At 66.0% G+C, this 21,832-nt stretch carries 26 protein-coding genes and 1 tRNA gene; 14 read left to right on the top strand and 13 right to left on the bottom strand.

Translation table 11 applies throughout. The annotated features are described in order from the left end of the window. Window positions 1-18: 18 nt before the first annotated feature. From AC2EAL_RS03425 to AC2EAL_RS03385, 9 genes are all read right to left on the bottom strand, one after another. Window positions 19-810 (bottom strand): cytochrome c1, encoded by a 792-nt coding sequence (locus tag AC2EAL_RS03425; protein WP_484722765.1) that lies wholly within the window; start codon window positions 808-810, stop codon window positions 19-21. A 13-nt stretch (window positions 811-823) separates the two neighbouring features. Then, entirely contained in the window at window positions 824-2,146 is a 1,323-nt protein-coding gene (gene petB / locus AC2EAL_RS03420; protein WP_484722764.1) for a cytochrome b, read from the bottom strand. 11 nt (window positions 2,147-2,157) lie between these two features. Beyond that, on the bottom strand, window positions 2,158-2,730 hold the full coding sequence (petA, locus tag AC2EAL_RS03415; RefSeq protein WP_484722763.1) for a ubiquinol-cytochrome c reductase iron-sulfur subunit: 573 nt from the start codon (window positions 2,728-2,730) through the stop codon (window positions 2,158-2,160). A gap of 182 nt (window positions 2,731-2,912) precedes the next feature. After that, on the bottom strand, window positions 2,913-3,521 hold the full coding sequence (locus tag AC2EAL_RS03410) for a glutathione S-transferase (protein ID WP_484722762.1): 609 nt from the start codon (window positions 3,519-3,521) through the stop codon (window positions 2,913-2,915). After that, window positions 3,518-3,817: a hypothetical protein gene (locus AC2EAL_RS03405; protein ID WP_484722761.1), complete on the bottom strand. Its 300-nt coding sequence runs from the start codon at window positions 3,815-3,817 to the stop codon at window positions 3,518-3,520. The genes AC2EAL_RS03410 and AC2EAL_RS03405 overlap by 4 nt, the downstream gene beginning before the upstream one ends. Before the next feature lie 243 nt (window positions 3,818-4,060). Beyond that, window positions 4,061-4,531: a hypothetical protein gene (locus AC2EAL_RS03400; RefSeq protein WP_484722760.1), complete on the bottom strand. Its 471-nt coding sequence runs from the start codon at window positions 4,529-4,531 to the stop codon at window positions 4,061-4,063. A 66-nt stretch (window positions 4,532-4,597) separates the two neighbouring features. Beyond that, a complete protein-coding gene (locus AC2EAL_RS03395) occupies window positions 4,598-5,221 on the bottom strand; it encodes an FMN-binding negative transcriptional regulator (RefSeq protein ID WP_484722759.1) in 624 nt (207 codons plus the stop codon). A 279-nt stretch (window positions 5,222-5,500) separates the two neighbouring features. Beyond that, window positions 5,501-5,626: a type B 50S ribosomal protein L36 gene (gene ykgO / locus AC2EAL_RS03390; protein WP_023666132.1), complete on the bottom strand. Its 126-nt coding sequence runs from the start codon at window positions 5,624-5,626 to the stop codon at window positions 5,501-5,503. Between the two features lie 71 nt (window positions 5,627-5,697). Beyond that, a tRNA-Val gene (locus AC2EAL_RS03385) sits at window positions 5,698-5,772 on the bottom strand. A 188-nt stretch (window positions 5,773-5,960) separates the two neighbouring features. Between AC2EAL_RS03385 and AC2EAL_RS03380 the strand changes: the two genes are divergently transcribed. Beyond that, window positions 5,961-6,824: an N-formylglutamate amidohydrolase gene (locus AC2EAL_RS03380; RefSeq protein WP_484722758.1), complete on the top strand. Its 864-nt coding sequence runs from the start codon at window positions 5,961-5,963 to the stop codon at window positions 6,822-6,824. 105 nt (window positions 6,825-6,929) lie between these two features. On the opposite strand, the gene AC2EAL_RS03375 is transcribed toward AC2EAL_RS03380, so the two are convergent. Next, the gene (locus AC2EAL_RS03375; protein ID WP_484722757.1) at window positions 6,930-7,517 is read right to left on the bottom strand and encodes a response regulator; all 588 of its coding nucleotides are present in this window, start codon (window positions 7,515-7,517) and stop codon (window positions 6,930-6,932) included. Window positions 7,518-7,690: 173 nt separating this feature from the next. Between AC2EAL_RS03375 and AC2EAL_RS03370 the strand changes: the two genes are divergently transcribed. Genes AC2EAL_RS03370 through AC2EAL_RS03325 form a run of 10 tightly spaced genes read left to right on the top strand, consistent with a single transcriptional unit; the run spans window position 7,691 to window position 16,168 of the window. Next, the gene (locus AC2EAL_RS03370; protein WP_484722756.1) at window positions 7,691-8,365 is read left to right on the top strand and encodes a FadR/GntR family transcriptional regulator; all 675 of its coding nucleotides are present in this window, start codon (window positions 7,691-7,693) and stop codon (window positions 8,363-8,365) included. Window positions 8,366-8,375: 10 nt separating this feature from the next. Then, on the top strand, window positions 8,376-9,578 hold the full coding sequence (locus AC2EAL_RS03365) for a mandelate racemase/muconate lactonizing enzyme family protein (RefSeq protein ID WP_484722755.1): 1,203 nt from the start codon (window positions 8,376-8,378) through the stop codon (window positions 9,576-9,578). 32 nt (window positions 9,579-9,610) lie between these two features. Continuing rightward, a complete protein-coding gene (locus AC2EAL_RS03360; protein ID WP_484722754.1) occupies window positions 9,611-10,582 on the top strand; it encodes a substrate-binding domain-containing protein in 972 nt (323 codons plus the stop codon). A gap of 55 nt (window positions 10,583-10,637) precedes the next feature. Next, the gene (locus tag AC2EAL_RS03355) at window positions 10,638-11,627 is read left to right on the top strand and encodes an ABC transporter permease (protein ID WP_484722753.1); all 990 of its coding nucleotides are present in this window, start codon (window positions 10,638-10,640) and stop codon (window positions 11,625-11,627) included. Then, the gene (locus AC2EAL_RS03350; RefSeq protein ID WP_484722752.1) at window positions 11,624-12,355 is read left to right on the top strand and encodes an ATP-binding cassette domain-containing protein; all 732 of its coding nucleotides are present in this window, start codon (window positions 11,624-11,626) and stop codon (window positions 12,353-12,355) included. The genes AC2EAL_RS03355 and AC2EAL_RS03350 overlap by 4 nt, the downstream gene beginning before the upstream one ends. Window positions 12,356-12,362: 7 nt before the next feature. Further along, on the top strand, window positions 12,363-13,070 hold the full coding sequence (locus tag AC2EAL_RS03345; RefSeq protein WP_484722751.1) for an SDR family oxidoreductase: 708 nt from the start codon (window positions 12,363-12,365) through the stop codon (window positions 13,068-13,070). Beyond that, complete coding sequence (locus tag AC2EAL_RS03340; RefSeq protein ID WP_484722750.1) at window positions 13,070-13,933, top strand: aldose 1-epimerase; 864 nt, start codon at window positions 13,070-13,072, stop codon at window positions 13,931-13,933. Before AC2EAL_RS03345 ends, AC2EAL_RS03340 begins: the two co-directional genes overlap by 1 nt. Then, on the top strand, window positions 13,930-15,024 hold the full coding sequence (locus AC2EAL_RS03335) for a fatty acid desaturase family protein (protein ID WP_484722749.1): 1,095 nt from the start codon (window positions 13,930-13,932) through the stop codon (window positions 15,022-15,024). Before AC2EAL_RS03340 ends, AC2EAL_RS03335 begins: the two co-directional genes overlap by 4 nt. 11 nt (window positions 15,025-15,035) lie before the next feature. After that, a complete protein-coding gene (locus tag AC2EAL_RS03330; RefSeq protein ID WP_484722748.1) occupies window positions 15,036-15,854 on the top strand; it encodes a 3-methyl-2-oxobutanoate hydroxymethyltransferase in 819 nt (272 codons plus the stop codon). Beyond that, window positions 15,851-16,168, top strand: a complete 318-nt coding sequence (locus tag AC2EAL_RS03325) for a MocE family 2Fe-2S type ferredoxin (protein WP_484722747.1) — start codon at window positions 15,851-15,853, stop codon at window positions 16,166-16,168. Before AC2EAL_RS03330 ends, AC2EAL_RS03325 begins: the two co-directional genes overlap by 4 nt. Window positions 16,169-16,213: 45 nt before the next feature. Here the strand turns inward: AC2EAL_RS03325 and AC2EAL_RS03320 are convergent, their stop codons facing one another. From AC2EAL_RS03320 to AC2EAL_RS03310, 3 genes are read right to left on the bottom strand one after another with little or no spacing between them, the layout of a single operon-like run. Continuing rightward, the gene (locus tag AC2EAL_RS03320) at window positions 16,214-17,227 is read right to left on the bottom strand and encodes an ABC transporter ATP-binding protein (protein ID WP_484722746.1); all 1,014 of its coding nucleotides are present in this window, start codon (window positions 17,225-17,227) and stop codon (window positions 16,214-16,216) included. Window positions 17,228-17,239: 12 nt separating this feature from the next. Further along, the gene (locus AC2EAL_RS03315) at window positions 17,240-17,977 is read right to left on the bottom strand and encodes a sugar isomerase domain-containing protein (protein ID WP_484722745.1); all 738 of its coding nucleotides are present in this window, start codon (window positions 17,975-17,977) and stop codon (window positions 17,240-17,242) included. After that, on the bottom strand, window positions 17,974-18,678 hold the full coding sequence (locus AC2EAL_RS03310; RefSeq protein WP_484722744.1) for a GntR family transcriptional regulator: 705 nt from the start codon (window positions 18,676-18,678) through the stop codon (window positions 17,974-17,976). Before AC2EAL_RS03310 ends, AC2EAL_RS03315 begins: the two co-directional genes overlap by 4 nt. Window positions 18,679-18,842: 164 nt before the next feature. On the opposite strand from AC2EAL_RS03310, the gene AC2EAL_RS03305 reads away from it, so the two are divergent. The 3 genes from AC2EAL_RS03305 to AC2EAL_RS03295 are packed head-to-tail and all read left to right on the top strand — an operon-like array spanning window position 18,843 to window position 21,831. After that, entirely contained in the window at window positions 18,843-20,108 is a 1,266-nt protein-coding gene (locus AC2EAL_RS03305; protein WP_484722743.1) for an ABC transporter substrate-binding protein, read from the top strand. Window positions 20,109-20,111: 3 nt separating this feature from the next. Continuing rightward, on the top strand, window positions 20,112-21,011 hold the full coding sequence (locus AC2EAL_RS03300) for a carbohydrate ABC transporter permease (RefSeq protein ID WP_484722742.1): 900 nt from the start codon (window positions 20,112-20,114) through the stop codon (window positions 21,009-21,011). Further along, complete coding sequence (locus tag AC2EAL_RS03295; RefSeq protein WP_484722741.1) at window positions 20,998-21,831, top strand: carbohydrate ABC transporter permease; 834 nt, start codon at window positions 20,998-21,000, stop codon at window positions 21,829-21,831. Before AC2EAL_RS03300 ends, AC2EAL_RS03295 begins: the two co-directional genes overlap by 14 nt. Window position 21,832 lies beyond the last annotated feature (1 nt).

Genomic DNA, 21,832 nt, shown 5'->3' with positions numbered 1-21,832 from the left:
AAAGTCATCGCCAAAGGATCATGCGTGCGCCTTCTTGCCCTTGATCCCGGCCCAGAGCCGCTTGTTGGTCAGGTACAGAAGCGTCGAGAGGACCAGAAGGAAGATCACGCTGACAAAGCCCGCGTTCTTGCGGTCCATCAGCTTGGGCTCGGCTGCCCAGTAGAGGAAGGCAGAGACGTCCATCGACATCTGGTCAACCGTGGCCGGGGTGCCGTCGGCATAGGTCACCTGATCGTCCGACAGCGGCGGGGCCATCGCGATCCAGCCGGTCGAGAAAGCGGTGTTCTCGTAGAAGAACGAGCCGAACTCTTCCTTTTCCTCGCCGGTGTAGCTGGTCAGGATCGCGTGGATGTATTCCGGCCCGCCCATGCCCTTGAACAGCTGGTTCATGCCGGTGCCATAGGGGCCATGGAAACCGGCACGCGCCTTGGCCATCAGCGACAGGTCGGGCGCGCCGGCCCCGGTGTTGGCCGGGAAGTTGTCGGTCGGCAGGCCCTCGCGGTCCTCGCCGGTGTCCTTATCGGTGATGGTGAACTGCTTGGCATAGGCGCGGACCTGATCCTCGGGGAGGCCAGGGCCGCCTTCGTCGGACAAGGTGCGGATCGGGACGTATTTCAGCCCGTGGCAGCCCGCGCAGACCTCGGTATAGACCTGCAGGCCGCGCTGCAGCTGGAACTGGTCGAACTTGCCGAACGGGCCTTCATGGGCGAAGGCCACGTCTTCGACATGCCCGCCTTCGCCAGCGGCGATGACGCCACCGGCAGTCAGGGTCAGGGCCGATGCGGCGATGAGTGCGATGTTGCGGAACATGTGTCGTTTCCTCTCACTCGGCCGGATGGGCTTTGGAGCCGTAGTGGGCGTTGAAGTCTTCCTCGATGGTCGCGGGCTGGGCCAGCGGCTTCTCGATCACGCCAAGAAGCGGCAGGATCACCAGGAAGTAGGCGAACCAATAGGCCGAGGCGATCAGCGAGATCGTGGCATAGGGTTCCTCTGCCGGCATGGCACCGGCCCACATCAGGACGATGAAGTCGATCACCAGCAGTGCGAACCACCACTTGAACATCGGGCGATACTTGCCCGAGCGCACCGAGGAGGTGTCCAGCCAGGGCGCCAGCGCCATGACTGCGATCGCGCCGAACATCGCCAGCACGCCGAAGAACTTGGCGTCGATGATGCCGAAGGACAGCCAGTTGGCCGCGATCACGACCCAGACGTCGGCGGTGAAGGCACGCAGGATCGCGTAGAACGGCAGGAAGTACCATTCCGGCACGATGTGTGCGGGCGTCGCCAGCGGGTTCGCCTCGATGTAGTTGTCGGGGTGGCCCAGGTAGTTCGGCATGAAGCCGACGATGGCGAAGAACACCGCAAGGATCACCGCCAGCGCGAACAGGTCCTTGATGACGTAGTAGGGCCAGAACGGCACGGTGTCGCGCTCGGCCTCTTCCTTCGAGCCACGGCGAACTTCAACACCCGTGGGGTTGTTGTTGCCGGTGGTGTGGAACGCCCAGATGTGAACGGCAACCAGCGCCGCGATCACGAAGGGAAGCAGGTAGTGCAGCGAGAAGAAGCGGTTCAGCGTGGCGTTGTCGACGGCAGGGCCGCCCAGCAGCCAGGTCTGGATCGCTTCGCCGACGCCCGGAATCGCGCCGAACAGGCCGGTGATCACGGTCGCACCCCAGAAGGACATTTGGCCCCAGGGCAGGACGTAGCCCATGAAGGCGGTGCCCATCATCAGAAGGAAGATGATCATCCCGATGATCCAGGTCACCTCGCGCGGGGCCTTGTAGCTGCCGTAGTAGAGGCCGCGGAAGATGTGCAGGTAGACGGCGAAGAAGAACAGCGAGGCGCCGTTCTGATGCAGGTAGCGGATGAAGTAGCCGCCGTTCACGTTGCGCATGATGTGCTCGACCGAGGCGAAGGCCTTGTCGACATGCGGCGTGTAATGCATCGCAAGGATGATCCCGGTGACGATCTGCAGCGCAAGGCAGAAGGTCAGGACGATGCCCCAGATCCACATCCAGTTCAGGTTCTTGGGCGTGGGGATCATGATGGTGTCGTACAGAAGCCCGACGATGGGCAGCCGCTTGTACAGCCAGCGCTCACCCCCGGTCTTGGGCTCGTAATGGTCGTGCGGAATTCCGGCCATGTTTCTGGTCCTTACCCAAGCTTGATCGTGGTTTCGTCGAAGAAGGTCGCCACCGGCACCGGCAGGTTGCGCGGCGCGGGCCCTTTGCGGATGCGGCCGGCAGTGTCGTAGTGCGAGCCGTGGCACGGGCAGAACCAGCCGCCGAACTCACCCGCGCCATCGCCCAGCGGCACGCAGCCAAGGTGGGTGCAGACGCCCATCATCACCAGCCATTCGCCGGCGTCATCCAGGGTACGGTTCGCGTCCGAGGCATCGGCATCGGGCTTGTTGGCGTTCTCGGCCATCGCATCGGGCAGCTCTTCCAGCGCGGTCGCGCGGGCGGCCTCGATCTCTTCGGGGGTGCGGCGGCGGATGAAGACCGGCTTGCCCAGCCACTTCACCGTCAGCTGGGTGCCAACCTCGACCGCCGAGACGTCGACCATGATCGACGCAAGCGCCCGGGTGTCAGCCGAGGGGTTCATCTGGTTGACCAGCGGCCAGACGGCAGCGCCAGTCGCTACCACCCCGGCGCCTGCCGTTGCGTAGTACAGGAAATCCCGCCGAGTGCCTTCGCCGGTGCCTGCGTGATCGTCTGCGTGGGACACGAGAACTTCTCCCCTTTCGGACCGGTGGATGCCGACCCATATGATCTGAGGGACAATGGATGGCCATGCCCCGCCGCGCGTGTATCTAGCCAAGGCGCGTCCCCTCGTCCAGCGGACAAAGTCGCGCAGGGCCGCATTTCTGTGCGGCTATTGGTCCGCTGTGTCGCTGCAGTCGCGCGGGATCAGGCCGCGGGAGCCGTGGCGCGCATCGCCGGGCGCGCCTCGAACGCGGTGAACCAGGCGGCCAGCGCCGGGTGGGTCGCCCTCCAGTCCCGGTCGGCATGCCGCAGGTCAAGATAGCCCAGCCCACAGCCCACGGCGATCTGGCCCATGTCCAGCGGACCGGAGAGGTGGCTCATCCAGCGCTCTTCCAGCGCAGAGAGGGCGCGGGCAATCTTTTGCCACTGTCCCTCGATCCAGTCAGGCGATCGGCTGGCCTCGGGGCGGACAAAGACCTCGTACCGCATCAGGACGGCGGCTTCGGCGATGCCGTCGCCGGTGGCCTCGATGGTCAGCGTGTCCCACAGGTGCGGCGCGGCGGGATAGAGACGGGCATGCAGAAGGTCGTCAAGATAGCGGGTAATGACCCGGCTGTCGTAGAGGGTCGGGCCGTCGGGGCGTTCCAGCGCCGGGATCTTGCCCAGCGGGTTGCGGTCGATGGGCATCGTGCCGGGGTCGAGCGGATGGCCCACGGCGGACACCAGGGTCACACGGTCCATAGCCCCGGCTTCGTGCAGGAGGACCATCACCTTCCGGACGAAGGGCGACAGGGGCGCGTGGTAGAGCTTCACTCCTCCGTCTCCCGCAGGCGGAAGCGGGCCATCAGGCCGGCGTCGACTTCGTAGGCGCGGCCGCGGAAGCGGACCACCCGGCGGAGGCGAGCGGTGGCGTTGGTCTGCTCGGCCCGATCAGCGGGGCGGTGGACGGACAGGCCCTCGCCCAACTCGTCCAGCGCGTCCTCGGCCCGCTGGTCGGTGCGACCGGGATGGGTGTTGGAGCGGACCCAGCGGGTGACGGCGAGGGTCGTCGTCGCGACGAGGCCGAGGCGGATCGCGAGCGGGATCAGGGGCGCGAGGGGCAGGGGCATGGGGACCTCCGGGTTATGGAAGGACTGTAGGGGCGGAGGGGGCGGGGTGTAAACAGGCGCGAAAAGTGTCCACGGTGGACAAACGCGATAGGGTAAACGATTCCAATGACTTGGCCGCGGACGGTAACGGAAAATTAACGCGCGGATCTTGCGGGGTTTGGCGCAGGGATGGCTCCTCGTTCGCCTTCGGCTTCTCGTCGCGGGGGGTCATGCGAGGAGTGCCGAAGGCAATCGACGAGCGGCTTATCGCGGTGCAGCCAGCCAGTCGTTCACCGCCTCGGCCATCACCTCGGGCTTCCTGCCGCTGGTGTAGTAGCTGGTGAAAGGCACGGTCTCCTCCGGGCCGGTCAGGCGGAGTTCCGTGCGATAGGTGTTGCCATCGCTGTCATAACTGACGCCGACCTTTGCCTCTTGCAGACGGGCCAACGAATGGGTCGTCTGTTTCAGACCACGGACGGACCGTTCGATCCGGGTGATCTGACCGGAGCTGCGGTCAAGGCTGACGCGCACCCGCCGCACCATCAGCGCCGCGATCAGAAGCGGGATGCCACCGCCGAACATCGCGAAGAACGCCCCGCCAAGCAGCATGCCTTCGCCCATCATTGCCAACCCGCCTGCGACAAAGCAGAGGGACATGGCGATCATGAAGATTCCAAGGAACCAGGGGCGGTCTTCAAGGACAAGAAGCGTGTCGGACCTGTGGATGACCTTCATGGTGAACCCTACGCCGCAACTGCGGGCAAGTTGACACAAGCCCATGTCGCCGACAATGCGGACGCCCTAGTCCAGGTCGCGGCGGAGCAGGGCGGCGATTTCCTGCGCCGAGGTATTGCCCTGGGCCAGCGACGCCGCCGCCCGGGCGCGGACCTCGGGCGTCTTGTTCTGGTTCAGCTTCCAGGTGCCCTCGACCGAAGTGACGACAAAGCGGAACGGCAGGATCATCCGCATCATCCGGGGCATCGCGCCCTCGGTCATCTTGGCGCTGGTCCAGGGGCGTTTGTCGGTGATTCGGGCCTCGTGCTCGGCAGACAGGGCATCGACATGCGGGCGCAGGGCATCTTCGGGCAGGGGTTCCAGATGCCCGCGCAGGTGGACGGCGACGTAGTTCCAGGTCGGGACCTGGTCTGGCACCTGCTCATGCGGGCCGTACCAGTCGGGCGAGATGTAGGCATCGGGTCCGGAGATGGCGATCAGCGCCGGTGCGGGAAGGCCGGCCCGGGCAATGGGGTTCGAGCGGGCGAGGTGCAGATCGGCATGGCTGGCGTCCTCGTTCAAAAGGAACGGGACATGCGCGGCAAGCGGACCTTCCGGGCCGTTGACCGACAGGACGCCGAATCCCCGGTCACGGGCGAAGGCGAGGTTCTTCTCGCGCGGGGATTGGCGGAAGGCGGGGTTGGGGTGCATCTGGCGTCCTGCGCGTGGGTCTGGGAGAGACAAAATCCTTCGAAGGATTTTGGCAAATCTTTTCGAAAAGATTTGGCGCCCGGCGGGTCAGAGAGTCAGGCCCGGGCGGTCAAGCGATTCGGCGTGGTTGCGCTGGGCCGTCAGGGCGGCTCCTCGTTCGCCTTCGGCTTCTCGTCGCGGAACAGCGAGGAGTGACGAAGTCCACGACGAGCGGCGGAATGGAAAAGGCCGCCGAGGTTTCCCCCAAGGCGGCCCCTGATTCCGTCTGCCGAAAGCGGCTCAGCCCTGGCGGGCCTTGTAGCGCTTTTGCGTCTTGTTGATCACATAGACGCGGCCTTTGCGGCGCACGACCTGGCAATCGCGGTGACGCGTCTTCAGCGAGCGGAGCGAGTTGGCGACTTTCATGGTCTGCCCTCCTTCTACGCGGCGCGAGATGCGCCAGATTGAAACCCATGCCCCCCGGGGGAGGCGGCGAATGGTGGGCGGTACTGGGATCGAACCAGTGGCCACTACGATGTCAACGTAGTGCTCTACCGCTGAGCTAACCGCCCACTTGAGCCTTGCGGGTTCCCTGTCCCCTGCGCTTCCCTTTCGGTGAAACGAAAAGGACGCGGGGTGAACCGCGCCGGTCAGGCCGGGTCTATACTGACAAGCGTCGGGGGCTGCAAGGGGTTTTGGCTTTCGGAAAACTCCGGCTATATCGGAATGTAGCAGACAGCGACTGTCACAGAGGGCGCGCATGGAGCGGACCCAGACCGAGGCCTATGTCCTGACCCGCCCGGCGCGCCGGACGAGTTCGCTGATCTTCGCCTCGCCGCATTCCGGGCGCGAGTATTCGTCGGATTTCCTGGGCCGCGTGGTGCTGGACCGCAAGGCGATCCGGTCGTCGGAGGATGCTTTCGTCGACCAGCTGTTCGCTGCCGCCCCCGGGCTGGGCGCGCCGCTCTTGGCCGCCCGGGCGCCACGGGCCTACATCGACCTGAACCGGGCGGCGGACGAGCTGGACCCGGGCGTGATCGACGGCATTGCCCGGGCGCCGCACAATCCGCGCATTTCCTCCGGGCTTGGGGTGATTCCCCGCGTGGTGGCCGGGGGGCGGGCGATTTATCGCGGCAAGCTTTCCCTGACCGAGGCCGAGGCGCGGATCCGGCGGTTTTGGCATCCTTATCATCAGGCTCTGGCCGGGCTGGTCGAGGAGACGCTGGCGGCCTTTGGCGAGGCGGTGCTGATCGACTGCCATTCGATGCCGCATGAGGCGATCGAGGCGCATACAAGGCCGGGGCATCCGCGGCCCGAGGTGGTGCTGGGCGACCGCTATGGGGCGACGGCGGGCAGCGCGGTGATGGACCGGGTCGAGGCGGCCTTTGCGGCGGCCGGGCTGCGGGTGGCGCGGAACAGTCCGTTCGCGGGGGCCTATGTGGCGCAGGCCTACGGGCGGCCGTCGCGGGGGGTGCATGTGGTGCAGGTCGAGATCGACCGGGCGCTCTACATGGACGAGGTGCGGGTGGAGCCCCTGGCGGGGTTCGAGGGCTTCCGCGACCTGATCTCGGGCGTGGTGGCCGAGCTGGTCCAGCCGCCGGGGGTGGCCTTGGCGGCAGAGTAGGCTGTCCGGCGTGGACAGGATGGCGGCCTGCGGGATTTCAAGGGGTTGGCGGTGGGCGTTTACGTGGTCTTTGCCATGATGGCCACCGCTTGAGCTTGCCAGTGGTCAGGCGTCGCCGGACTGCCGGACAGAGGCCCTGGCAGCGGTGAGGGTGGCGATCAGCCGGTCGACCGCGAGCGGCTTTTCGACCTTGGTGTCCTTGGCCAGGTCCGGTGGCGTCTGGACCGTGTCCGAGGAGCCGATCGCGAAGTCGAAGGGAATGCCCTGTGCGCTAAGGGTCTTTGCCACGGGCCAGACCCTTTCGCCGTCGAGGTTGATGTCCAGAACGGCCGCATCAAGCGACGCGGACACGGTCAGGCGCATGGCATCGGCGACGGTCCGGACCGGGTCCAGCACCAGGCAGCCGGCCGAGCGCAGCGTCTCGGTCGTCTTTTGGCCGCCGAGGTAGTCGTTCTCGACCACCGGGACGCTGCGGCGGCTCAGGGTGACCGGGTCCATCGGAAGGTGTCTGCCCCGGGTGCTGGAGCGGGTGCCGCGCTGGCTGCCCTCGGCGCGGATGACGGCGGAAAGCCCGTCGGGCGCGAAGATCTGGGTCACCTTGCAGCCGCGTTCCTGCCAGGTAAAGACCAGGCTCTGCCGGGAGATGGGGTCAGTCGCAATCCCGCTGAACCCGCCACCCCGGACCCGCGGCACCTGTCGTTCAGCACCGATTCCGTAGCATAGCCTTGCAACCAGCGATCCCGCGCCTTGGGCGTGGGATTTCGGTTGACAGAACCCGGCGATGCCAGCACTTTGGCCAAAAGCTATCATACAGGTTTTGCGGTTTTGGCATGAAGAGCGACGCTTCCTTGTCGACAGGTGGTCTGGTGAGCAGCGTGATCGGGGCGATCACCCGGCTGATCCGGGATGAGGATCTGATGCCCGGTGACCGCCTGCCCTCGGAAGCGCAGCTGTCGAAGGATCTTAGCGTGTCGCGCACCGTGGTGCGTGAGGCGATGCGGTCGCTTGAGGCAATGCAGATCGTCGATCTTGCCACCGGGAAACGGGCGACAGTGGCCCATATCAGCCCCAGCGCCATGTCGCTGATGATCGAGCACGGGGTGCATACCGACCAGATCAGCATCCAGCAGATCTATGACGTGCGCCGCACCATCGAGACGCGGATCGTCACTCTGGCAGCCATCCGCCGGACCGAGGCCGAGGCCACTGCCATCCTCGACCACGCACATGAGATGCGCCGCGTCGCTGCCAACCCCGACCGGTTGATGGAGGCTGATCTTGCCTTTCACCTGGCCCTGGCGCGGGCCTCGCGCAATCCGGTGTTCGAACTGATCGTGGGGGCGTTCCAAGGGATCACCCGGCAGACTTGGCCGATGGGCTGGAAAAGCCGGACTACAGCGGAGGCGCGAGAAACCATGGTCGCCACCCATGAGGAAATCGCCCGCGCCGTGGCCGAGGGCGACCCGGTGGCCGCCAACGCGGCGATGGCTGTCCACTTCGACGAAAGCGTGCGTGCGCTGTTGTCGGCAGGAATGGCCTGAGGGGCAAGCGATGCGGATCACGGGCCTGGAAACCATCCGCATCGCCGAACGACCGAACCTGATCTGGCTGCAGGTCCATACCGACGAAGGCATCACCGGCCTGGGCGAGACCTTCTTCGGCGCAGCCACGGTCGAGGCGCATGTCCACGAATACATCGCCCCCCGCGTCATTGGCCGCGACCCGCTGCAGATCGACCGGCTGTCGGCAGAATTGGTGGGCTATGTCGGCTTCCGCTCTTCCGGCGCCGAGACGCGGGGCAATTCGGCCTTCGACATCGCGTTGTGGGACCTGTTCGGAAAGGCCGTGGGCCAACCCATCGCGCAGCTTCTGGGCGGGTTCACCAGGGCCGAGATCCGCACCTACAACACCTGCGCCGGGACCGAATACATCAAGGAGGCGACGGGCCAGCAGACCGCGAATTACGGGCTTGGCGGGGGACGCGATTACGACGACCTGAACGCCTTCCTGACGCGGGCCGACGAACTGGCGCTGTCGCTTCTGGAAGACGGCATCACGGGCATGAAGATCTGGCCCTTCGACACGGCGGCAGAACGCAGCGGCGGGCAGTACATCGAGCTTCCGGACCTGAAGGCCGCGCTGGAACCGTTCGAGAAGATCCGCAAGGCGGTCGGTGACCGGATGCAGATCATGGTCGAGTTGCATTCCCTGTGGCAGCTTCTGCCCGCGATGCAGATTGCCCGCGCGCTGGCGCCCTTCCAGACCGCCTGGCACGAAGACCCGATCCGGATGGACAGCCTGTCCAGCCTGAAGCGCTATGCCGAAGTGTCGCCCGCGCCCATTGCCGCCTCGGAAACCCTGGGCGGACGCGGGGCCTTCCGTGACCTTCTGGAAACCGGTGCGGCGGGGGTCATCATCGTCGACATCAGCTGGTGCGGCGGCCTGTCAGAGGCGCGCAAGATCGCCAGCATGGCCGAGGCCTGGCACCTGCCCATCGCCCCGCACGATTGCACCGGGCCTGTCGTCCTGACAGCCTCGACGCACCTCTCGCTTAATGCGCCGAACGCACTGATCCAGGAAAGCGTCCGGGCGTTTCACCGAACCTGGTACCGGGACATCGTGACCACCCTGCCGCCGATAAGGAACGGCATGATCACGGTGCCGCCGGGTCCCGGCCTGGGGCTGGAGCTTAGCCCCGAACTCGACCGTGCCTTCACGGTCAGCCGCAGAAGATCGGATGCGGCAACGATCTGAAACACCGATCACGGACAGGGAGGAGACAGAGAATGAGACTGAAGGGACTGGCGCTTGTCGCCACACTGCTGTCAGGGACATCAGCCCTGGCACAGGAGCCGCTGGACATCGTGTTCACGGTGCATTCGGGGGCCTCGAACACCTTCTGGCAAGCGGTCCAGAAGGGATTTGAGGACGCCTGCGGCAAGCTTACGGCCAACTGCCAGATGGTCTATGTGCAGACCGATGGCTCGGTGCAAGAGCAGGTGGCGAACATGGAAGCCGCCATCGCGCGGAACCCGGATGCGCTTCTGACCTCGATCGTCGACAACAACGCCTTCGACGACGTGATCAAGCGCGCCCGCGATGCCGGGATCATCGTCATCGCGTCGAACGTGGACGACCTGGAAGGCGCCGCAGGCAATGCGCGGCAGGCCTTCATCGGGCAGGGCTTCGTGCCGGCGGGCTATTCGCTGGCCCAGGCGCAGTGGAAGAACATGCCGGCCGAGGGCGACCTGCATATCCTGGTCGGCGTCTCGGCCCCGGGCCAGAACTGGTCGGAACAGCGGGCGCTGGGGGTGACGAACTTCCTGGACGAGCAAATTGCCGCCAGCCCGGACCGCAAGATCACCTACGAGAAGATCGACTCAGGAACCGACCTGGCGACGGTTGGCGACCGCGTCGGTGCCTATCTGTCGGCAAACCCCAACACCAGCGCCTACTTCGACACCGGCTTCTGGCACGCTGCCGTGGGTCGAGTACTGGCGGACCGCGGTGTGGAACCCGGCAAGGTGCTGCTTGGCGGCTTTGACCTGGTGCCCGAAGTGCTGGACCAGATGAAGGCGGGCTATGTCCAGGTCCAGGTCGACCAGCAGCCCTACATGCAGGGCTTCATGCCGGTGATGCAGGTCTACCTGGCAAAGACCGTGGGCCTGGCGCCGGCCGACATCGACACCGGGCAGGGCATCGTCACCCCGGACATGGTCGACGCGATCATGGAACTGTCGGCCAAGGGCCTGCGCTGAGATCCATAGCCCCCGGCGTCCAGCCGGGGGCATTCCCTTGCCCAGGAAAGCGCCCATGCGACGCCTTTTGAAACTTGCCCTGCAGAAACCCGAACTGGCGGCGACACTGCTGTTGCTGCTTATGGTCCTGTTCTTCCAGGTTCGGTCCGGCGGAGTGTTTCTGGACTACAACAACCTTCGCGGCATTCTCGGCTTCCTGCCGGAAATGGCCCTGGTCGCGATCGGGGTCACGCTTCTGATGATCGCCGGCGAGTTCGACCTGTCCGTGGGGTCGGTCTTCGCCCTGTCGCCGATGACGATGGCGGTGCTGATGGTGGCGGGGTGGAGCTTCTGGCCCGCCTTCCTGGTTGCCCTTCTGGCCTGTGTCGTCGTGGGCCTGCTGAATGGCTGGCTGACGATCTGGTTCGACATCCCGTCGTTCATCACCACGCTGGGCATGATGTTCATGGCCCGGTCGATGACGGTCGTGGTCTCGGGCGGCTTTCCGCCCCGGCTGGACTTCGAGCTGATCCCCGAACATCTGTTCGTGGCCTATGTCGGCCCGGGCGAGATGTTCCGCGCCTCGTTCCTGTGGCTGGTGGCAATCGCGGTGATCGTGGGAATGCTGCTGTCGCGGACGAACTTCGGCAACTGGGTGCGCGCCACCGGCGGCTTCCTGCCCGCGGCCCAGGCAATGGGCATTCCGACGCACCGGGTGAAGCTGGCCTGCTTCGTGATCTGCTCGGTCCTGGCAGGTTTGGCCGGAATCATCCAGGTCTTGCGCCTCGGCTCTCCGCTGCCGTCCTTGGGGATGGGGTATGAGCTGCAGGCCGTGTCGGCCGCGGTGATCGGAGGGACCTCGCTGTCGGGTGGCATCGGGTCGATCATCGGCGGGATCATCGGGGCGACGCTGATCCGGGTGATCGACAACGGCATGGTGATGAGCCAGATCGACGGCACCTGGTTCCAGTTCGCCGTCGGCGCCCTGACGATCTTTGCCGTGGTGGGCAACGCCTGGCTGCGCAAGCGTGGTCGCGCGATGAAGGTGGAGACCGATCCGAAATGACCGATCCGATCATTCAGGTAAAGGACCTGCACAAGTGGTATTCCGGCGTCCATGCGCTGAAGGGCGTGTCGCTGGACATCAATCGGGGCGAGGCGCTGGGCCTTGTCGGCGACAACGGGGCGGGGAAGTCCACGCTGATCAACATCCTGTCGGGCCTGCATCGCCCCGACCAGGGTGAGATCCTGATGGACGGCCGCCCCGTCGACATCCGCAATCCGAAGGACGCGATGGGGCTGGGGATCGAGACGATCTACCAGTACAACTCGATGGTCCCGATCATGTCGATTGCCCGCAACCTGTTCATCGGGCGTGAGCCATTGAAGTTCTCGCTGGGTGGTCTGGGCTGGCTTGACCTCAAGCGGATGCGCGAGGACAGCGTCGCGGCCATCGCTGACGTGGACCTGCACCTGCGGTCCCCCGACGCGCTGGTCGGCGAATTGTCGGGCGGCCAGCGGCAGGGGGTGGCCATCGCGCGGGCGATGCATTTCCGGTCGAAGGTGATGATCCTGGACGAACCCACCAACCACCTGTCGGTCAAGGAGACGAACAAGGTCATCGGCTTCGTGCGCGGCTTGCGCGATCAGGGCGTGACCGCGATCTTCATCAGCCACAACATGCACCACGTCTTTGCCTGCTGCGACCGGGTGGTGGCGATGGCCCTGGGACAGGTGGTGCTGGACAAGCGGATCGGCGACACGTCGATCGAGGAAGTGCAGGACGTTCTCTGAGACGGGCATGGCAGAGCTGACAGGAAAACGCGCGCTGATCACCGGGGGCCTTGGCACCATCGGGCGGGCATTGGCATCGGCCTTCCGCGACGCTGGGGCCGAGGTCACGCTGCTTGACCGGCCCGGCTCTGCGCCCCCGGCGGGCTTTGGCTGGATCGGGGTCGACCTTGCCGACCTTGCGGCCTCGACCCGCGCAGTGGAAGGGGCAGCGCCCTTCGACATCCTGGTCAACAACGCCGCGATGATCCTGAACCGGCCGCTGGAAGAGGTCTCGATCGAGGACTACGAACAGGAGTTGCGGGTCAACTCCTCTGCCGCCTTTGCCCTGTCGCGGGCCGTGGCCCCCGGCATGAAGGCCCGGGGCTGGGGGCGGATCATCAACCTGACATCGTTGACGCTGAACGGCCAATGGGAGGGGTTCGTGCCCTATGTCGCCTCGAAAGGCGCGCTGTACGGGCTGACCAAGGCCCTTGCGCGCGAGCTTGGGGCGCATGGCATCACGGTGAATGCCATCGCCCCCGGCGCTGTGCGGTCGGAGGCCGAGGATCGCGTCTTTGCCGACCGGCTGGAGGAGTACAACGCCTGGATCCTGGCCCATCAGTCGGTGAAGCGGCGGATCGAGCCGGTGGACATCGCCGAGGCCGCGCTGTTCCTGGCGTCGGACCGCGCCCGGATGATCAGCGGGCAGAACCTCGGCGTTGACGGGGGCTGGTGATGCGACTTGCCGCAGGCCAGGCGACGGCGATCCTTGACCCGCAGGCGGGCGCGGGCGTGGTGTCGCTGGACGTCGGCAAGCGGGCCATTCTGTCCACCGGCACCGGGCGCGCGGCGGGCAGCCCCTTTGCGCAGGCGATGAACCTTCTCCTCCCGTTCTCGAACCGCATTTCGGGGCCGTTTCCTTACGAGGGTCGCACCCACCCCGTCCCCGCCAACCTGCCGGGCGAACCCTTTCCGATCCACGGCGACGGATTTCAGAAGGCCTGGACCGTCGCGGCGCAGGGACCGGACCATGCGACGCTGACGCTTTCGGGCGGCATCGGCCCCTACGTCTACGACGCCGAGGTTACCTACCAGCTGACCCCCAGCATGCTGTCCGCCAGCCTGGTCATGACCAACCGCGCCGATATCGCGCTCCCCTACGGCGGCGGCTTCCATCCCTGGTTCCCCCGCCACCCCGACACCCACCTTGGCTTCCGCGCCACCGGCTATTGGCCGCAGGACGACCGCCACCTCCCGCGAACCACGGCGCCGGACCCTCTGCCCCCTGCCCTGGTCTTCGACCCGCCCACGCCCCTGCCCGACGGCTGGATCAACACCGCCTTCGCAGGCTGGGACGGCCAGGCCAGCCTGCGCCAGCCCGGCCTGCGGTTCGACATCCTTGCCACCGGCTGCGAAACCCTCATCCTCTATTCGCCCGCCACCGACGCCCCCTTCCTCTGCATCGAGCCGGTAAGCCACCCGGTCGATGCCCATACCCTGCCCGGCCAGCCCGGCCTGACCCGTCTTGCCCCCGGCGCAAGCCTGGTGCTGGGCCTGGCCCTGTCCTGGACGCCCGACCCCGAAGGAGCCCCCGCATGACCAGCCTTGCCACCCCGGTTTCTGTGCCCCGCGACTACAGTCTGACCGGCCCCTCGTCCAAGCGCGCCATCGAGATCGGCCTCGCCTCGGCCGAGTGGTACCACACCGAGGTGCCGCGCAAGGTGATGAAGGAGCTGATGCAGCGCCGCGACGGCCCGGCGATCCGCGACACGATCATCTGGGCGCTGGGGCATGTGCTGTTCGCGGCGGGGGGCATCTACTTCTGGGGCACCTGGTGGTGCGTGCCGTTCTGGATGGCTTACGGCGTTCTCTACGGTTCAGCCTGCGACTCGCGCTGGCACGAATGCGGCCATGGCACCGCCTTCCGCACCGGCTGGATGAACGACGTGGTCTACAACATCGCCTCGTTCCAGGTGATGCGGAACCCCGTCGCTTGGCGGTGGAGCCACGCCCGCCACCACACCGACACCTACATCGTCGGCCGCGACCCCGAGATCGCCTTCATGCGTCCCCCCGCCGTGGTCAAGCTGCTGCTGGCCTTCGTGGGCGTGCAGGCGGCGTGGGAGTCGCTGGGCATCCTGATCCGTCAGGCCGGGGGGAGGCTTTCCGACGACGAAAAGGACTACATCCCCGAAAGCGAACGCGGCAAGGCGATCGTGGCGGCGCGGGTCCACATGGCGATCTATGCCGGCACCATCGTCGCCGCGCTGGCCTGGCAATCCTTCATCCCGCTGATGCTGATCGGCCTGCCGCGCATCTATGGCTGCTGGCACATGGTGATGACCGGGCTTCTCCAGCACGGTGGCCTCGCTGACAACGTCATCGACCACCGGCTGAACAGCCGCACGGTCTACATGAACCCGATCAGCCGCTTCATCTACCTGAACATGAACTATCACATCGAACACCACATGTTCCCGATGGTGCCGTATCATGCACTTCCGCGGCTGCATGAGTTGGTGAAGGACGACTATCCCCCGCCGAACCGGTCGATTCTGGAGGGCTATGTCGAGATGTACCGCGCGGTGAAGCGGCAGTTGACCGAGCCCGACTACTACCTGAGGCGCGAGCTTCCGCCGGGCGCAAAGCCCTACCGGGACGAATTCCACAACATGTTCGTATCGCGCTGAAGGAGGCCGGAATGCGCAAGAAACCCACGGTTGCCGACCTGCGCGCGCTGAAGGGCAAAGGCCAGCGCACGATGTTGCGGGTGATGACACTGGACGAGGCCGCTGCGGCCGAAACGGCGGGGATCGACATCGTCTCGGTCCCGGCCGAACTGGTCACGCATCCCGAGTACCGCCGGGTCGCGCCGACCCTGTTTTCGATGACCGGGGTCACGCATCTGCAGGCGGGCACCCGTGACGACTACCTCCGCTGGGCCTGTCAGGTGATGGAGGCCGGGGCGGATGCCGTCTATTGCTCGGGCAGCCTTGCCACCGTCGAACATGTCGCGCGTGAACATATCCCCGTGGTGGGACATGTCGGCCTGGTGCCGTCGCGCGCGACCTGGACCGGGGGCTTCAAGGCGGTGGGCAAGACCGCTGACGCAGCCCTGGCGCTTTTCCACGAATGCCGCGCCTACCAGGAGGCCGGGGCCTTCGCCGTCGAGATCGAGGTCGTCCCGGTCGAGGTCGCCACGGCCATTTCGGCGCGGCTTGACCTTCTGCTCTGGTCGATGGGCGCGGGGCCGGGCTGCGATGCGCAGTACCTTTTTGCCTGCGATATCCTAGGTGACCACAAGGGCCACATGCCGCGCCATTCCAAGGTCTACCGCAACTTCGCCGCCGAGTACGACCGCCTGCAGGCCGAACGCGTCGCTGCCTTCCGCGAGTTCATCGCCGATGTCGCCGATGGGTCCTTCCCCGAGCCGCAGCACCTGGTCAGCATGGCCCCGGACGAGCTTGCCGCCTTCCACCAGGGGCTTGCAGACCTTCCCGCCCGGAAGTCCAAGGCATGAGTTCCTGGGTCCGCGCCTGCGCCACGGATGACATCGACCGTGAAGACCTGATCCGCTTCGATCACGAGGGACGGACCTATGCCATCTACCATGCGCCGGACGGCAAGTTCTTTGCGACCACCGGACTTTGCACGCATGAGAACGTCCATCTCTGCGACGGGCTGGTGATGGGCCACCTGATCGAATGCCCCAAGCACAACGGCCAGTTCGACTACCGCACCGGTGAGGCGATGCGGGCCCCGGTCTGCGTGAACCTGAAGACCTATCCGGTGAAGGTCGAGGCCGACGAGGTCTTCATCGACGTTGGCGGCTGACGGCGCTTGACACGGCGGCCGATGGTTCTGGTTGTCGGACTGCGGTCAAGGTGCCAGCCGCATGCCTGCCGCGTCGAACAGATGCAGCCGCGAGGGCTCTGCCCCCAAGGCAAGCGCGCTGCCCGGATCGAGCGCCACGTCTCCGGCGAGCTTGGCAATCATCCCGGCCCCGCTGCCGAGGCGCAGATGAAGGATCGTCACCTCCCCCAGCCGCTCGCTCAGTTCGACCCGGCCCGTCACCAGGGCTTCGGCCTTGGCGACCATGCGCAGGTCCTCGGGCCGCACGCCAAGACAGGCCGCGCCCGGGGGGAGCGCGGAGCCCAGGTCCCCTGCCTGGATGAAGTTCATCGCCGGTGAGCCGATGAACCCTGCAACGAAGCGATTGGCCGGGCGGTTGTAAAGCTCGAGCGGGGTGCCGACCTGTTCGATGCGGCCCGCATTCATCACGATGATCCGGTCGGCCAAGGTCATGGCCTCGACCTGGTCATGGGTGACGTAGATCATCGTGGTCTGCGGCATCGCCGCCTTCAGCCGCGCGATCTCTACCCGGGTTGCGGACCGCAAGGCGGCGTCGAGGTTCGACAGCGGCTCGTCGAAGAGAAACAGCCGGGGGTCGCGGACCAGCGCCCGACCGATGGCCACGCGCTGGCGCTGCCCGCCCGACAGCTGCGCGGGCCGCCGGTCCAGAAGGTCGGTCAGTTGCAGCATCGCCGCGGTCCGGGCGACGCGGCCCTCGATATCGGCGGCGCGGGCGATCTTCAGCCCGTAGGACAGGTTCCCGCGCACCGTCATATGTGGGTAAAGCGCGTAGCTTTGGAACACCATCGCAACGCCACGGCGCGAGGCGTGGACCTCGTTCATGCGCTGGCCGTCGACGCGAAGCTCGCCCGAGGTGATGCTTTCGAGGCCTGCGATCATCCGCAACAGGGTCGACTTGCCGCAGCCGGACGGGCCGACGAAGACCGCGAATTCGCCCGAGGGGATGTCGAGGTCGATCCCGTGCAGCACCTGCTGCGACCCGTAGGATTTGGTGACCGCGTCCAGCGTCAGATGCGCCATGACGGACCTGCCTTACAGCCCATGGATGCGCTGCCTCCACTTCTCGACCAGCGCGGCACTGTTGTCGCCCTCGGCGGCATTGGCGCTGCGCCAGACATCGACCTGGATTCCCTCGGCGGCAAGCTGGGCCACCGCCTCGGCGATCAGGCTGTTCAAGAGGAAGACGCCGACAATGGTCGAGGTCGGGCCCATCGGCGAGGGGTGCCCCGGCACGGCAAGGCCTGCATCCCCCGGCACGCCGCCGTTGTCCAGCACGATGTCGGCCAGTTCAAAGAGCCGCTTGCCGCTGTCGTGCCGCGAGGTGACCTGGGCCGAGTGCCGGAGCGAAGTGATCGCGATCACTTTCGCGCCCGCGTCGCGGGCCGCCAGCGCCAGTTCGACCGGAAAGGCGTTCCGCCCCGAGTTCGATGCCACGATCAGCACGTCACCGGATCCGATCCCCTGCCCGGCCAGGACTGCCGATGCCCGGCCCGACTCGCGCTCAAGCCGGGTCGAGCGTTCGGCACCCCGGTGCAGCATCAGGTCTTCGTCCAGCACCGCTTGTGCAGCCGCGATGCCGCCCGCGCGGTAGAATACCTCGAGCGCCAGAAGATGCGAATGGCCGGAGCCTGCCACCCGCAACAGACGGTCCTCCCGCAGGGCGGCGGCGATGGCGTCGCGGGCGGCGTCCAGCGCCTGGGCATTCTCGGCGAGGACGCGGTCGAGGATGGCAACGATCTGGTCGCGGTAGAGATGGCGCAGCGCGGTCATCCGGTCAGCTCTCCCACGTATTTGTAGCGGTCGCCGCGATACCAGCTGAGCGAATCCTCGACCGCGCGTTCGTCCGCCGCATAGCCTACCTGACGGATGCGCAGGACTGGCGCACCCGTGGGGATGCCCAGCGAGCGGGCGATGTCCTCGGGCACGGCGACCGCTTCCAGCGTCTGCAACATGCGCTTGGGGCGGGTGCCGTAGCGTTCCATCCGGTCGTAGAGCGAGCCCTTGCCGTCGAAATCGGGCCCGACGGCCCAGACCGGCACCGACACGCTTTCGTAAGACAGCGCCTCGCCGTTGGCGCGGCGGAGACGGATCAGGGTCATGACCTCGGACCCCAGCGGCATCCCGGTCCGCAAGGCGGTTTCCAGGCTGGCCGGACCGATGGTCAGGGACAGGATGTCGGACGAGGGCACCAGTCCGCGGGAAAGCGCATCCTCGGTAAAGCCGGAATGGCGCGAGAGGGCCTTCGGGATCTGGTTCACCACCACGGTGCCCGCGCCGTGCCGGGTTTCGACCAGCCCCTGCAGCGCGAGGTCCTTGAGGCAGGTCCGCAGAGTGCTGCGCGAGACGCCGAGAACTTCGGCCAGCTCGCGTTCGGAGGGCAGCGCGCGGTTCGCAGGCAGGCTGCCGTCGCGGATCGATTGCGCCAGCGCCTGGGTCAGTCGATGCGACAGCGGTCCCTTCTGGGTCCTCATGCGCTCGGTTACGGCGGTTAGCATCAGAGTCGGGCGTCCAAGTCGATTTTCATACCAGTGGTATGATTTTCTGCTTGCATTCTTCAAGCGTCTTTTCATTCTTTCAGGAAATGGACGGCAAGAACCAGACCAATTCCAAGCCACTTCCAACTGTGGAGCCCCGAATGAACCGCATGAGCAAACTGGCCTCTGTCTGCGTCCTGGCACTGATCGCCGGGACGGCGGCGCAGGCCGAAACCGAAATCCGCATCACGCACCCGATGTCGGCTGGTACAAGCAAGGAGGCCTTCGACAAAATTGTCGCGGCCTTCGAGGCTGCAAATCCTGGCATCACGGTCAAGCAGATCGTCTTTGACGACGACATCTATTCGGATACCGGCCTGATCACCCAGCTGCAGGGCAGCGAAGTGCCGGATCTCTACTTCCAGTGGGCAGGTTATCCCGTCCAGCGCGATACGGAGGCCGGCTTTGCCGCCGATCTGACCGACGCGATGGCGGGCGGCTGGAAGGAAAGCTTCATCGACAGCGCCTTCGCCCCGGGATCGGGCACGGCCATCGACGGCAAGATCCGGCTGGTCCCCATCTCGCTCGATGTGACCAACACGATCTGGTACAACAAGGCGATCTTCGCCGAGAACAACCTGACGCCTCCCGCCACCTGGGATGAGTTCCTGACCGTGGTGAAGACCCTGGCCGAGGCGGGCGAGACGCCGATCATCACCGGCAACAACGAGCTTTGGCCCCTGGGGAACTGGGCGAGCCATGTCGCGGCGCGCACGGTTCCGGCGGCCGATTACGACGCGGCTTTCCGGCAGCAGAAGACCTTTGCCGAGGCGGGGTTCCTGAAGCCGCTGGAGCTGATGCAGGGCCTGGGCGAGGCGGGGGCGTTCAACAAGGACATGCAGGGCCTGGGCGCGGACCCGGCGATGGCGGGCTTCTTCCAGGAGGCCGCGGTGATGCATCCGATCGGGTCCTGGCTGGTCGGGTCCGAGGGTGATCTGGCGGGCGAGGGCTTCCAGTATGGCCAGTTCGACACGCCGGTGATCGATGCGGCGGCGCCGGGCGCGAAAAGCGTGATCGGCACGATGACCGGCTTTGTCCTAGGTGCCAACGCTGCCCATCCCGAGGAGGCGACAGCCTTCCTGAAATTCCTCACCTCGCCGGAAAGCGCAGTGATCTGGGCGGAAGCGGGGGCGATCAGCCCGGTCAAGGGCGTGGCCGACACCGCCAAGATGTCCGAGCAGATGAAGGGGTTGGCCGACATGCTGGCGGCTGCCGATGCGATGGCCTCGCCGCCTGACACGACCTATCCGGTCCCGGTCGCCGAAGCCTACTACCAGGCCGCCGCCTATGCGGCGAGCGGTGAGAAGACCGCGGCCGATGCGCTGGTCTGGCTGGACGAAACCGTCGGCGCCATGCCAAAACCCTGACGCATGGCCCGCGACGCCAATGCGCCGATCTCGACCGGGGCGGCGAACCTGCTGTTCGTTGCCCCGGCGCTTCTGATCTTCGGGCTTTTCGTGCTGCTGCCGCTGGCCCTGTCGGTCTACTATGCCTTCACCTCGTGGAGCGGCTATGCCGAGCCGACCTGGGTTGGGTTCGACAACTTCCGCCGGGCCCTGTTCAACGACCCGGTGCACCTGGCCGCCTACCTGCATGTCTCGCTTTACATTCTAGGCACCCTGGTGCTGGAGGTCGGCTTTGGCCTGGTGATGGCCGTGGCGCTGAATTCCGACCGGCGCGGTTTCGGAGTGATGCGGGGGATGTTCTTTTCGCCCATGGTGCTGTCGATGACCGCGGCCGGCGTGCTGTTCGCCTTCGTGCTGGATTACCGGCTGGGCCTGCTGAACTCGGCCCTGCGGGGGCTGGGTCTGGACGACTGGGCGCAGCCCTGGCTGTCGCAACCCGGCACGGCGCTGATTGCGATCATGTTCGTCTCGGGCTGGAAGTTCGCGGGCTTCTACATGGTGATCTTCTTTGCTGCCCTCAGGCGCATTCCCCGCAGCATCTACGAGGCTGCCACGCTGGACGGGGCCTCTCCGCTGAAGCAGTTCTTCACCATCACCTTGCCGCTTCTGCGCCAGCAGATGCTGACCTGCGTACTTCTGGCCATCACCGGCGGGTTCGCCGGGTTCGACCTGTTCTTCACCATGACCAACGGCGGGCCGTTCGATGCTACCCAGGTCCCCGCCACCTGGATCATCCGCCAGGGCTTTGACAACAACGAGCTGGGCTATGCCACCGCGATGACGGTGATCCTGGCCATCGTCGTGCTGGCCATCGCAATGCTGTACCTGCGGCTGACCGAGCGGGGCGACCATGTCCGCTACTGACCGCCGCAGCGTCGGGGAATGGCTGCAACTGGCGGTGGGCGGAGCCATCGTGGCGGCGATGTTCTACCCGACAGTCTGGATGTTCCTGTCGGCCTTCAAGTCCAACCGCGAGATCTTCAAGCACCCCTTCGCCCTGCCCGCCGACTGGAAGTGGGAGAACTTCGCCGAAGCCTGGGAGAAAGGCGGGCTGGGCGGGCTCTACCTCAACTCGCTGATCGTCACGGCAACGGCGGTCACGTTGACCGTCTGTCTGGCCACCGCCGCCGCCTTCGCCTTTGCCCGGCTGGAGTTTCCGGGGCGGCGCTGGCTGTACCGGCTGCTCTTGATCGGGCTTCTTCTGCCGCCGCCGGTGGTCGCCATCCCGCTGTTCGGCGTGCTGCGCGACATCGGGCTGTTGAACACGCTGTGGGCGCTGATCCTGGCGGGAACGGCCTGGTCGCTGTCGCTGAGCATCTTCATCATGCACGGCTATTTCAGCACGATCCGCCCCGACATGGAGGAAGCCGCCATGCTGGAAGGGGCAAACATCTGGCAGATCTTCCGCGACATCTCGGTACCGATGGTCTGGCCGTCGATGCTGACGCTGGCCATCGTCAACACCATCGCGATCTGGAACGAGCTGATGTTCGCTCTCCTGTTCGTGGTGGATGACGAGAAGCGGACCCTGCCCGTGGGCCTGATCCGCTTTTTCGGGCGCTATTCGACCGATTACGCTATGGTCTTCGCCGCACTGACCATCACCACGGTGCCGATCCTGGCGCTGTATTTCCTGCTGCAACGCCACGTGATCGCAGGCCTTTCGGCCACGGCGATGGACTGAG

Source organism: Tabrizicola sp. T74 (assembly GCF_057219935.1).
Note: the sequence above shows the minus strand (reverse complement) of the source record. Positions and strands in the feature narration are given on the sequence as shown.